The sequence below is a fragment of the Streptomyces sp. PR69 genome (genome assembly GCF_026420845.1).
Lineage (GTDB): Bacteria > Actinomycetota > Actinomycetes > Streptomycetales > Streptomycetaceae > Streptomyces.
Genome location: NZ_JAOWCB010000020.1, coordinates 1 through 12,612, shown reverse-complemented (window position 1 = coordinate 12,612; position 12,612 = coordinate 1). Strand labels below are relative to the sequence as shown.

Sequence of the window (12,612 nt, the reverse complement as noted above, 5' to 3'; positions counted from 1 at the left end):
TCATGCGCTGCTGCCCCACCGCTCGGGATCTGCTCACATCTGCGCGGCCAGTATCCAGGTCAGCGGTCCGTCCAGTGCGCGGGCCGGGCCAGTGCCGCGGGCAGCCGGGTCGCGTCGTCGCCGTGGGCCGCGTTGAGCTGCATCTGGGTGAGGAAGAAGGCGTCGGTCAGATCGGCCCCGGCGAGCTGCGCGTCCCGCAGGTCTGCCCCGATGAAGTCGGCCTGCCGCAGATCCGCACCCCGCAGATCGGCCGCGATCAGATACGCGCCGCGCAGCTCCGCGCCCCGCAGATCCGCCCCGCTGAGCCGGGCTCCGATCAGATCCGCGCCCCGGCGGCTCTTCTTCCGTCCGCCCGGCGCCTGTGCCCGCACCAGCTCGCTGGTGCGCAGCAGCAGGCCGTTGACCTGCTGGCGGTGCTCGGCCACGGCCAGTTCCGCCAGCTCTTCCGGCCTGCCCGCCGCGAGCCCTTCGGTCTCGTCCCGCAGCCGGCGGAGCTCGGCGTGGAGGGAGCGCGCCGGGCGCAGGGCCAGTGCCTCGTTCAGGTACCAGAGCAGCTCATGGAGCTGTCGTACGACGGGGAACACGGCGAACATCCGCTCCGCCGCGTCCGGCGCCTGCCGCCAGTCGCGGCCGCCGAAGGTGATCTGGGAGACCCGCTGCCCCGCGCCGAAGCAGTCGTAGACGGTGCAGCCCGGGAAGCCGCTCTGTCTGAGCCTGGCGTGGATGCCGCAGCGGAAGTCGTCCTGAAGGTTGCGGCAGGGGACGCCGGCGTCCTTGTCGACCGCGAAGTCCGCGGATGCGGAGAAAGGCAGGGCGACACAGCACAGCCCGAAGCAGCTCCCGCAGTCGGCCTTCAGATCGGTGACCATGGCAACCATTGTGCGGGATGCCGGGAAGCCGGGAAGCCGGGAAGCCGGGAAGCGGGGAGGCAGGGGACGACGGGGCGGACCCCCGGCACATGGGGCGCGCCGGGGGTCCGCAGTGTGGTTCAGCGCATCGGGGTCGCCGAGGGAGCCGTCAGCCGCAGCGGCCGGCCGGGCGCTCGCGGGTGACCAGATCCGTCCAGCCGGTGGTTCCGTCGAGCCAGACCACCTGGCGGCCGGAGACCGCGGCCGGGGAGATCTGCTCGCCCCGGTTGCAGGAGACCCGCTCCTGGCGCGAGCCGTCCGTCGTGAGCTGCCACAGCTTCGACAGCGCCTCATTGCTCCACTCAAGGGCCGGCGATGTGCTGCTGACGGTGACGGCCGTCTCGGAGACGGTGAGATCGTCGGGGAAGAGCGCGCGGGGCTTGCGCTCCGGACTGATGTCCACCGTGTCCTTGCCGTCGACGCCGGAGCGCCGGATGGACATCTGGCCGTCGTCCTGGACGTTCTCGTCCGTCAGCCAGAAGGCGTGGGTGCTGTTGAGGCCGGTCTGGCCGAGCGTCCACGGGTCGTCGAGCTGTTCGGCAAGGATCTTCTTCCCGGACTTCGGGTCAAGGATCTCGACGCCCAGCTTGTAGTCGCCGCCCTCGGGGTAGAGCTTGGCGTACGCGATCTTCCCGTTCCTGATCGAGGGCAGTGCCGTGAGCACCGTCCAGCCGCCGCCGTCGGCCCAGGTCGGCTTGCGGTCGCCGGGCCGCAGATAGCCGACGTGACGGTCGCCGAAGAGCCCGAAGGTCTCGAAGACGACGGTGCCGTTCTCCACCCGCAGCCCGCTGACGTCGGTGTCGGTGGTGTAGAGCCGCTTCGTCGGTCCGCCGGCGGCGGGACGGGAGAGGATGTCGATGCCCGCCGCGCCGTACGCGGCCCACACCACGGTCTTCCCGTCGGTCGCGGGCATCACGTGGTAGCGGCCGTCGTTGGGGCTCATCAGCTTGGGGTGGCCCCTGCCGTCGGTGCGTCCGGCCCAGACGGTGTACGGCTCCGAGCCGTCGTCGTTGGACTGCGAGACCACCCAGCGGCCGCCGCCCGCCTGAGCGCCGGTGCCGGCGATGTTGAGCCGGCCGAGCAGCCGGTCGGTGTCCACGCCGAGGGCGTTCTCCCAGCCGGGCACGATGCCGTGGGCGTTGAAGGACCGCTTCACGACGCCCAGCCGCTTGCCCGCGACGCCGAGGTCCCGGGCGGCCGCGAGCACGGCGTTGCGGCCGTCGGTGAAGCCGTCGAGCGGGGTCATGTACTCGGTGAGCGCCTTGTAGACGATCTTGTCTGCGAGGGCGCCGCCGAGGTCCTCGCGCATGTCCCACAGCGCGCCGGAGAAGATCGTGGAGTTGAGGTGGACACCGCCGTTGTCGGTGCCGAAGGCCACGCCGAGGAAGTTCTTGGAGGTGCTCGCGCCGTCGTTGAGGTCGCGGAAGGCGCAGTCGCGCGGGGCGGCGGCGCGGCACAGGTCCTCGCCGATCAGGCCGGCGTCCGGGTGGTCCATGGACATGCCGGAGGCGGCCAGGTCGATCGCATTGCCGAAGTAGTCGGCGACGGCCTCGTTGAGCGCGCCGGACTGGCCCGCGTACACCAGGTCCGCGGAGTTGTCGACGATGCCGTGGGTCATCTCGTGCCCGACGACGTCGAGGTCCGCGGAGAGCGGCTTGAAGTCCTCGTCGCCGCTGCCGTACACCATCTTCTGGCCGTCCCAGAAGGCGTTGACATAGCCGAAGCCGAAGTCCGTGACGCCGACGAGGGAGTTGACGGCCATGCCCTGGCCGTCGAGGCTGTCGCGGCCGTGGCGGTCCTTGAAGTAGTCGTAGACCCGGCCGGCCGCCCAGTGGGCGTCGACCGCCCCCGACTCGGTCGCCTCCTTGCCGAACTCCGGAGAGGGGTGGGCGAACTCGCCCAGCCCGGACGGCCAGGCCCCGGCCACCTCGCTGACGTCGCGGTCGCGGGCGTCCCAGGTGGACAGCGCGTTCTGGCTGCTGCCCCACATGCGGGAGAAGTCGTTCATCAGAAACCGGTCGCCCGAGGGGGTGCGGGTCAGCTCCAGCTCGGTCCGCGCGCCGTCCAGCCGCTCGCCCTGGCCCTTGACTCCGGGGAACTCCTTCGGCGCCGGGTCGTCCGCCCCCTCCCCGGGCGCCGCGGCGGCCGCGGCGCGGCCCTTGGCCTCGGCCCGGTCCGTCATCGTCTTGATGCCGCTGAACTGCAGCACCGGGAAGCCGGCGCGGGCGTCGATGAAGACCTGCTGGAGCACCGGCTCGCCGGTGGCCGTGTCGGTGCCGCGGACCGTCACCTGGCGGGCGAGGATTCCCTCGCCGCGCGGGATGACGACCAGTCCGCGGGCCGTGCCGGTGAGGGCGGCGGCCCGCTCGGTCCGCCGCTCGCCCTTGCGCGGGGCGTCCGCCTTGGCCAGCCGCTTGTCCGCCAGCCGGGCGGCGGTGGCCGCGACGGCCCTGCGTACGGCGGTCTCCTCGCTCACCGTCGCCTCGGTGCCGGTCTTCAGGCCGGTGAAGTACTTGCCCGAGGTGCCGGTGACGAAGCGCTTGCCGTCCCCGGTCTCCATCCGTACGACGTACTGGCCGCCGAACACCGGTATGCCGCGGTGCTTCTGCTGCAGCCGCACGGTCTCCTCCGCGCCGCGCCTGACGGTCTGGAGAGGGGCGAGATCGCGCCGGGCGTCGGAGATCCGGTAGCGGCCCTCCCTGGCGTCGAGATGCTTGCGGGCGGCGTCCGCGGGGCTGGCCTTCGGGTCGGCCGTTTCACGGATTCCCTCGACGAGAGACGGGGTTTCCGTCTCCGCGCCGGGTACGACGTCGGCGGGCGGCGCGGTCGCGGGTGCGGCGGCGGCCTGGGCGGGCACCGCGGTCAGCAGCAGCCCGGCGGCGGCGAGCAGCGCGGCGGCGCCTGCGCCTGCGCCTGCGCCTGCGCCTCTGCTGGAACGTCTCGCGCCCGGCTGTAATGCGGCCTTGCCTGGTATGGACGTGCGCACAGTACGTACCCCTCTCACGTGCCTGGTGAGCCGTAAAGGTGGTCGCGCACATGCAACCCGCCCGGACGCCAACCGATCAATGTGGTCAGCGTGTTGACAAGTGGACATGCACACTTGTGTGCCACTTGAGCGCAGAGTGAGAATCCGTTGCATGAGCAAGGGGGAATTAGGGGAGCTGCACACCCTCGGTCTGGGGGAGACCGAGGAACGCGCCTACGAGGCCCTGCTGACCAGACAGGCCTCCGGAGCGGAGGAACTGGCAGCCCTGCTGGGGCTGCCGGAGGACCGGCTGAAGGCGGTGCTCGGCCGGCTCGTGGAGCACGGCTTCGCGCTTCCGCCGGCCGACGGCGACGGAGGGCTGCCGCATCCCACGGCCCCGGACGCGGCGATCCGCACCCTCATCCACCGGCGGCAGGCCGAACTGCATCTGCGCTCCGCGGAACTGGAACGGCTCCGGATGAGCGCGGACCGGCTCGCGGGACGGCTGATGTCCGACGCGCCCGGGCCGCCCGCATACGGAGTCGAGGCCGTGACCGGGGCCCGCGCGATCGCCGAACGCACGGCCCAGCTGCTGGCGTCCGCCGAACGGGAGGCGGTCCTGCTGCACCCTCCGCCCGCCCTCGACCTGGCGGGCCCGCTCGCCCGGGGCGTCACCGTGCGGGTCGTCCTGGACCGCGACGAGCTGGCCGCACCCGGCCGGGTGCGGGCGCTGACCGCCCTCGCCGAACACGGCCTGCGGATACGGGCGGCGGGCGGCGGGCCCACCCGGCTGCTCACGGTGGACGGGCGGGTCACACTCCTGCCGCCCGCGGACGACACGGGCCCTCGGGCGACGGCGCTCGTGGTCCGGGACGGGCTGCTGCACAGCGCGCTCACACCGCTCTTCGAGGCCGTCTGGGAACGCGCCACACCACTCGGCGGGTCCTGCGCCGCCCCGCAGCGCGACCTCCTCGCCCTGCTGTCGGCGGGCCTCAAGGACGAGGCGATAGCCCGCCGCCTCGGCGTCCATGTGCACACGGCGCGCCGTCGCATCAGCCGGCTGCTGCGGTCGCTGGACGCGGAGACGAGGTTCCAGGCGGGAGCGAAGGCCGCGCTGCGGGGGTGGCTGACCTGAGCGCCCCCGCGGGGCGCGGGGCCGGGGAGCCCTGGGGTCGTGGCCGCCCATCCCCGCGGGTCGCCCGCGGCCCGGGCCGGTACCTCTCCCAGCCACCCTCCCCCTACGCCCTGGGGGCGTGGGGGACCCCCACGTGAGCCGCCTACGCCACCGCGGAAACCCCCACCGGCGCCAACGCCACCTCCAGCACCTGCCGCACGTCCGTCACCGCGCGGACGTCCAGCTTCTCCAGCACCTCCGCCGGCACATCGTCCAGATCCGGCTCGTTCCGCTTCGGGATCACCACGGTGGTGATCCCCGCCCGGTGCGCCGCCAGCAGCTTCTGCTTCACGCCGCCGATCGGAAGCACCCGGCCGGTCAGCGACACCTCCCCGGTCATCGCGACGTCGGTCCGGGCGAGCCGCCCGGACAGCAGGGACGCCAGCGCGGTGGTCATGGTGACGCCGGCGCTTGGCCCGTCCTTGGGCACGGCCCCGGCGGGGAAGTGGACATGGACGCCCCGCTCCTTGAGGTCGGTGACCGGAAGTTCCAGCTCCGCCCCATGGGACCGCAGGAAGCTCAGCGCGATCTGCGCGGACTCCTTCATCACGTCGCCGAGCTGTCCGGTGAGCGTCAGCCCCGCCCCGCCGGTCTCGGGGTCGGCGAGCGACGCCTCGACGAAGAGCACATCGCCGCCCGCGCCGGTGACGGCGAGCCCGGTGGCGACGCCCGGCACGGAGGTGCGCCGTTCGGCCGGGTCCTGGGCGGACTCGGGCACATGGTGGGGCCGCCCGATGAGCCCGCGCAGCTGATCCGCGCCGACGGTGAACGGCAGTTCCCGCTCGCCCAGTTCATGCTGTGCCGCCACCTTCCGCAGCAGCCGTGCGACGGACCGCTCCAGGTTCCGTACGCCCGCCTCCCTGGTGTACTCCCCCGCGAGCTTGCGCAGGGCCGACTCGTCGAGGGTCACCTCGCCCGGCTCAAGACCGGCGCGTTCGAGCTGCCGCGGCACGAGGTGGTCGCGGGCGATGACGACCTTCTCGTCCTCGGTGTAGCCGTCCAGCCGGACGAGCTCCATCCGGTCGAGGAGCGCCTCGGGAATGGCCTCCAGCACATTGGCGGTGGCCAGGAACACCACATCGCTGAGGTCGAGCTCGACCTCCAGGTAGTGGTCGCGGAAGGTGTGGTTCTGCGCGGGGTCGAGCACTTCGAGCAGCGCCGCGGCCGGGTCGCCGCGGAAGTCGGAGCCGACCTTGTCGATCTCGTCGAGCAGGACGACGGGGTTCATGGACCCCGCTTCCTTGATGGCGCGCACGATCCGTCCCGGCAGCGCGCCCACGTAGGTGCGCCGGTGCCCGCGGATCTCCGCCTCGTCCCGTACGCCGCCCAGCGCGACCCGTACGAACTTCCGCCCCATCGCGTGCGCGACGGACTCGCCGAGCGAGGTCTTGCCCACGCCCGGCGGGCCGACGAGCGCCAGAACCGCGCCCCCGCGCCGCCCGCCGACCACGCCGAGCCCCCGGTCGGCGCGCCGCTTGCGCACCGCCAGGTACTCGGTGATCCGTTCCTTGACGTCCTGCAGGCCCGCGTGCTCGGCGTCCAGGATCCGCTTGGCGCCCTGGATGTCGTACGCGTCCTCGGTCCGCTCGTTCCACGGCAGTTCGAGGACGGTGTCCAGCCAGGTGCGGATCCAGCTGCCCTCGGGGCTCTGGTCGGAGGCCCGCTCCAGCTTGTCGACTTCCTTGAGCGCGGCTTCGCGCACCTTCTCCGGGAGGTCGGCGGCCTCGACGCGCGCCCGGTAGTCGTCGGGCTCGCCCTCACCGTCGGCGGGCTCGCCGTTGAGCTGCCGCAGCTCCTTGCGGACGGCGTCCAGCTGACGCCGGAGCAGGAACTCGCGCTGCTGCTTGTCGACGCCTTCCTGGACGTCCTTGGCGATGGCCTCGGCGACATCCTGCTCGGCGAGGTGCTCCCGCAGCTGCTCGACGGCCAGCTTGAGGCGGGCCACCGGGTCGGCGGTCTCCAGCAGGGCGATCTTCTGGGCGGTGGTCAGGAAGGGCGAGTACCCGGAGTTGTCGGCGAGCGCGGAGACGTCGTCGATCTGCTGCACCCGGTCAACGACCTGCCATGCGCCGCGCTTCTTCAGCCAGTCCGTGGCGAGGGCCTTGTACTCCTTGACCAGCTCGGCCACCGCGCCGGGCAGCGGGTCGGGCGCGTTCTCCTCGATCCGTGTGCCCTCCACCCACAGCGCGGCCCCGGGCCCGGTGGTGCCCGCCCCGATGCGCACCCGCCCGCGCCCGCGGATCAGGGCGCCGGGGTCGCCGTCGGAGAGCCGGCCGACCTGCTCCACGGTGCCGAGGACACCTGTCGCGGCGTACGTCCCGTCGACCCTGGGCACCAGCAGCACCCTCGGCTTCCCGCCGTCGGCCCGCGCCGCGGCCTGGGCCGCCTCGACCGCGGCGCGCACATCGGCGTCGGACAGATCGAGGGGCACCACCATGCCGGGCAGCACAACCTCGTCGTCGAGCGGCAGCACCGGCAGAGACAGTGCGGTGACGGCGTTGGACTCAGCAGCCATGATCTCCCCTTCGGCATTCAAGTTGAGCTGTACCGACTCAATGCAGGGGAGGCAGCAGATGTTCCCCACCGCCCGTTCGCCCACAGCGATCAGCCCACGGCGGCCAGCCGACGCCGGTCACCGCACCGCGCCGCCGACGACGCCACCTGAACCGATGCGGTCGGGCACAGCCCCCGGGCCGGTCCGACCTCGATCTGCTGCTCGCGCTGCACGTTGAGCCGGACACCGCCGACCGGGCGGACGCGCGGAGGCTCGAAGCAGCGCTGGACGGGGCGTTCTCCCAGATCGACGGCGTCGGCGTCCTGCTGTTCGGCACCCGTACGCTGCTCAGCGATGTCGAACGGCACGACCTGGGCTTCTTCGTGGCCTGTCTGTGCACACCGCCGCTCGGCGACGATCTGGGCGAGCGGCTCCCCCGCTACCGCCCCAGCTCCCTGCTGGCACGCGAGACGAACGGCGACCTGGGCCTCGCACTGCCGCGGTGGCGACGCTTGGCGGCCGACGCCGCCGCCGACGCGGATTCCGCCGCCCTCGGCCAGCTCGCCCGCCGGGCTGCACGGCGGACCGTGCGGACCGGTTTCACTCTGGTCATGCCTCGCTGGGGCGGCTGGACCGACGACCTCGCCGAGGCCGCGGCGGTGTTCGGCCGCTACTACCCGGCGCAGGCGGAGCAGATGCGCGCGGTAGCCGCCGCAGCCTCGTGTGCGGCCATGGACAGCTCCGCCGCGGCGGCGGTGGCCGGCATGCTGCTCGACGATCTGGGGCCGTGGCTCGCTGCGGAGTACGAGGCCACGCACGGCCTCAAGCAGTGCCGCGACCCGCAGAAATCCCTCGCCTCTCCACCTCCGCCCATGTAATATCCATAAATTGAAGTCATCTATTACAGGGGTCTGATGCCGTTCTCGTCCGTCGCCGACGCCGTCACCGCCTGGGTGGACGGCTGGGCCGTCTCGCGCGGTGCGGCCGATCCGGTCGCCGAGCCGTGGGGGTTCACCGTCCATGTCGGGCAGGTCACGCACGCCACCCGGCATGTGCTGACCGCCCGGGACGAGGTCGCCGTGCGCAAGGTCGCCGAGGCCGTGGGCGCGCCCTCCGTGTGGCTCAAGGTCTTCGCGGACCCCGAGCGGGTGCGGGCCTGGGCGGGGCCGGCGTGGCGGGAGGACGAGCCGGGCTTTCTGATGGCCACGGAGCTGCGCGGGGGCGCCGCGGCCGTGCCCGACGGCTACACCCTGACGACCTGGACCCGGGGCGGCGTCGTCCGCGCCCTGGTGACCGCCGCCGACGGCTCCTTCGCCGCCCGCGGGCAGATCGCCCCCACTGGGCGCACCGCCGTCGTCGACCAGGTGGAGACCTCGGCGGCGCACCGCCGCAGGGGTCTCGGCAGCTTCATCATGCGCACCCTCCACAACGCGGCCCTCGACCGGGGCGCCACGGTCGGCGTGCTGGGCGCGACCACACAGGGCAGGGCGCTGTACGAGTCCCTCGGCTGGCGCGTCCAGGCCCCGCTGGTGAGCCTGTTCTTCGACGCTTCGGCCGACCCGGCGGCTGGTCCGCCGGCCTGACGGCCGCAAACCGGTTTGTCGCAAGCCGCGCCGCACGGCCAGGATGGCCTCCCGGACGCCTACGACCAGCGCCTGGAGGCCGTCAGCATGTCAACGCCCGACCAGCCCGGACATCCCCAGCAGCCCCAGCACCCCGACCAGTCCGACCACCCCGACCACCCCGTCACCGTCGACCGCCGCACCGGTCCGTACGGAGAGGTCGCACTCCGGCGGCACGGAGAGCGGTACGAGATCATCGCCAACGGGTGCTTTCTGATGGACACCTCGGACGGGCGCTCCGAGCGGCTGCTGATCGACGCGGCGCTCAACGCCCTCGACCGCGCCCGCGGGGCGCGGACGACGGGCGCGTCCGTGCTCATCGGGGGGCTCGGGGTCGGCTTCTCCTTCGCGCATGCCGCCGCAGAGCCCCGGTGGGGGCGGATCGCCGTCGTGGAGCGCGAGGAAGCGATCATCGACTGGCATCGCAGCGGGCCCCTCAAGGCGATCTCGCGCGACGCGCAGGACGATCCGCGCAGCGTGATTCTCCACACGGACCTCATCGAGCACCTCCGTACCACTACGCACCGCTACGACGCACTCTGTCTGGACATCGACAACGGTCCGGACTGGACGGTCACCGACGACAACGGCGCCCTCTACTCCCCGGCCGGACTCGCCGCCTGTCAGAGGCGTTTGACGCCCGGCGGAGTGCTGGCCGTATGGTCCGCCCAGCCGTCCGCGGCTTTTGAAGAAACGTTGCGGAATGCCGGGTTCACCCAGGTGAGGGCCGAAGAGATCCCCGTTGCCCGAGGCGTACCCGACGTGGTCCACCTCGCCGTTCGCCCTGCGTAGCCGGGACGGCTCGACTGCCCTTACGCTGCTGACCTACACACGGGATCTACGTCGATTCGCAGCACGCGAACGAGTGCGTCAGGGGCGGGCGATGGAGCAGACACACACCACCCACAACGGCGTCGCGACCACGCCCGGGGCCCAGCGCCGGGTGCTCGTCGTCGAGGACGACGTCACGATCGTCGACGCGATCGCCGCACGGCTGCGGGCCGAGGGCTTTCTGGTGCAGACCGCGGCCGACGGCCCGGCCGCCGTCGACGCCGCCGAGGCATGGCAGCCCGATCTGATGGTGCTCGATGTGATGCTGCCCGGCTTCGACGGGCTTGAGGTGTGCCGCCGGGTGCAGTCGCAGCGCCCCGTGCCCGTCCTGATGCTCACCGCGCGTGACGACGAGACGGACATGCTGGTGGGCCTCGGCGTCGGCGCCGACGACTACATGACCAAACCGTTCTCCATGCGCGAGCTCGCGGCGCGCGTCCATGTGCTGCTGCGCCGGGTCGAGCGCGCCGCGCTCGCCGCCGTCACCCCGCGCAGCGGCATCCTCCGCCTGGGCGAACTGGAGATCGACCATGCCCAGCGGCGGGTGCGGGTGCGCAGCGAGGACGTCCATCTGACGCCGACGGAGTTCGATCTGCTCGTCTGTCTGGCGAACACCCCGCGCGCCGTCCTCTCCCGGGAGCAGCTGCTGGCCGAGGTGTGGGACTGGGCGGACGCCTCCGGCACCCGTACCGTCGACAGCCATATCAAGGCGCTGCGCCGCAAGATCGGCGCCGAGCGGATCCGCACCGTCCACGGTGTGGGGTACGCGCTGGAGACGCCCGCGCCATGAGCGCGCGCGGGTCCGGGCGGTCCGGGCGGCGGCGCTCGTTCTCGATCTCGATCAAGACCAAGCTCGGCACGCTGGTGGTCGTCTCGGTCTTCATCACGACGGGACTGCTGCTGGTCGCCCTGCGCACTGAGACCGAGCTGCGCTTCATCACCGTCTTCTCGGTGATCGCCACGCTGCTGATCACGCAGTTCGTGGCGCACGGCCTGACCGCCCCGCTGGACGAGATGAACACCGTCGCCAAGGGCATCTCCCACGGCGACTACACCCGCCGGGTGCGCGGCGCTGACCGCCGCGACGAGCTGGGCGACCTGGCCCGCACCATCAACCGCATGGCCGACGACCTGGAGGCCGTGGACCGGCACCGCAAGGAGCTGGTCGCCAATGTCTCGCATGAGCTGCGCACCCCGATCGCCGCGCTGCGCGCCGTGCTGGAGAACGTGGTGGACGGGGTCTCGGCCGCCGACCCGGAGACGATGCACACGGCGCTGAAGCAGACCGAGCGGCTCGGCCGGCTGGTGGAGACGCTGCTGGATCTGTCCCGGCTGGACAACGGCGTCGTACCGCTGCGCGCCCACCGCTTCGAGGTGTGGCCGTATCTGTCCGGGGTGCTGAAGGAGGCCAATCTCGCCGCCACCCGGCGCAGGCTGCCCTCGTCCTCCGGTCTGCACACCCGCACCGACGTCCATCTGCACCTCGATGTCTCCCCGCCCGAGCTGACCGCGCACGCGGACGCGGAGCGGCTGCACCAGGTGGTGGCGAATCTGATCGACAACGCCGTGAAGCACTCCCCGCCGCACGGCCGGGTGACGGTGCGGGCGCGGCGCGGCCCGTCCCCGGAGTCGCTGGACCTGGAAGTCGTCGACGAGGGGCCGGGCATCCCGGAGCAGGAGCGCCACCGCGTCTTCGAGCGGTTCAACCGGGGCGGCGCGCCGTCCCCGCAGGGGCCGGGCAGCGACGGCGGGACCGGGCTGGGGCTCGCGATCGCCCGCTGGGCCGTGGATCTGCACGGCGGGCAGATCGGAGTGGCCGAATCGGCCCGGGGGTGCCGCATCCTCGTCACCCTTCCGGGCATCCACTCGGCGCGCGATTGACGTAGGGTTCGAAGACGTGGGTTCGAAGCGGAATCAGAGATTCTGCGTGCTGGCAGGCATAGACGCAGTGATCCGCGGACAGACACAGACAGACGAAGGCAGAGTCACGCCAGACCCTGTCAGACGTAGAGCAGAGAAAAGCCAAGAAGGACAGCGGAGCGCAGAAGACGCCGCCACACGGCTTCGGGGGGTGCGGGCCACAGGGCCGTAGCCACTGCTCCGCGCACCCTCACCGAACTGGAACCTCGCTTGTTTCCCGCCATTCACAGCGCCGAAACCAGGCTTCCAGTGTGACTTGCGCGACGATGGCCCGCCCGGCCTGCACCTCCCGGCCGCGGAGGCGTAGCCTTTATTTCCGCTGTCCATCACCTTGTGAAGCGGAAGAGGGCGGTTGCCGCCGTGTCGTCTCAGTCCCCCAGTAACTCGAGTACCTCGACCGACCCAGGCGAGCCGGGTGCCAACCCCGCCGCCGCATTCGGTCCCAATGAGTGGCTCGTCGACGAGATCTACCAGCAGTACCTCCAGGACCCGAATTCGGTCGACCGTGCCTGGTGGGACTTCTTCGCCGACTACAAGCCGGGGGCGTCAGCCAAGCCCGGCACGGCGGAGGGGCCCGCGGCCGACGCCGCAGCCGCGGGGGCTGCGGTGACGAAGCCCGCCGCCCCGGCGCCGGCGCCCGCAGCCGCACCGGCCGCACCCGCACAGGCGGCCGCTCCGGCGCCGGCGCCGGCCGCCAA

Annotated in this window: 9 protein-coding genes and 1 pseudogene; 7 read left to right on the top strand and 3 right to left on the bottom strand. The window is 72.3% G+C overall.

Going from position 1 to position 12,612, the window contains the following annotated elements:
• Positions 1-59 precede the first annotated feature (59 nt).
• A complete protein-coding gene (locus OF819_RS19410; protein ID WP_416370575.1) occupies positions 60-869 on the bottom strand; it encodes a pentapeptide repeat-containing protein in 810 nt (269 codons plus the stop codon).
• A 148-nt stretch (positions 870-1,017) separates the two neighbouring features.
• Positions 1,018-3,894: a M4 family metallopeptidase gene (locus OF819_RS19405; protein ID WP_416370574.1), complete on the bottom strand. Its 2,877-nt coding sequence runs from the start codon at positions 3,892-3,894 to the stop codon at positions 1,018-1,020.
• A 151-nt stretch (positions 3,895-4,045) separates the two neighbouring features.
• On the opposite strand from OF819_RS19405, the gene OF819_RS19400 reads away from it, so the two are divergent.
• Complete coding sequence (locus tag OF819_RS19400) at positions 4,046-5,008, top strand: TrmB family transcriptional regulator (protein WP_267244850.1); 963 nt, start codon at positions 4,046-4,048, stop codon at positions 5,006-5,008.
• A 142-nt stretch (positions 5,009-5,150) separates the two neighbouring features.
• Here OF819_RS19400 and lon read toward each other — a convergent pair whose 3' ends face one another.
• Entirely contained in the window at positions 5,151-7,562 is a 2,412-nt protein-coding gene (gene lon / locus OF819_RS19395; protein ID WP_267244849.1) for an endopeptidase La, read from the bottom strand.
• A 173-nt stretch (positions 7,563-7,735) separates the two neighbouring features.
• On the opposite strand from lon, the pseudogene OF819_RS19390 reads away from it, so the two are divergent.
• The 6 genes and pseudogenes from OF819_RS19390 to OF819_RS19365 form a co-directional block, all read left to right on the top strand.
• Positions 7,736-8,419: pseudogene (locus OF819_RS19390) on the top strand (nucleotidyltransferase); the annotation flags it as partial.
• A 36-nt stretch (positions 8,420-8,455) separates the two neighbouring features.
• On the top strand, positions 8,456-9,124 hold the full coding sequence (locus OF819_RS19385; RefSeq protein ID WP_267244848.1) for a GNAT family N-acetyltransferase: 669 nt from the start codon (positions 8,456-8,458) through the stop codon (positions 9,122-9,124).
• A gap of 87 nt (positions 9,125-9,211) precedes the next feature.
• On the top strand, positions 9,212-9,955 hold the full coding sequence (locus OF819_RS19380) for a spermidine synthase (protein ID WP_267244847.1): 744 nt from the start codon (positions 9,212-9,214) through the stop codon (positions 9,953-9,955).
• Between the two features lie 91 nt (positions 9,956-10,046).
• Positions 10,047-10,784 carry a response regulator transcription factor gene (locus tag OF819_RS19375; protein ID WP_267244846.1) on the top strand — a complete coding sequence of 246 codons (738 nt, stop codon included), beginning with the start codon at positions 10,047-10,049 and terminating at the stop codon, positions 10,782-10,784.
• Positions 10,781-11,875: a HAMP domain-containing sensor histidine kinase gene (locus OF819_RS19370; protein ID WP_267244845.1), complete on the top strand. Its 1,095-nt coding sequence runs from the start codon at positions 10,781-10,783 to the stop codon at positions 11,873-11,875. Before OF819_RS19375 ends, OF819_RS19370 begins: the two co-directional genes overlap by 4 nt.
• A 399-nt stretch (positions 11,876-12,274) precedes the next feature.
• A partial coding sequence (locus tag OF819_RS19365) for a 2-oxoglutarate dehydrogenase E1 subunit family protein (protein WP_267244844.1) occupies positions 12,275-12,612 on the top strand: 338 nt, incomplete at its 3' end.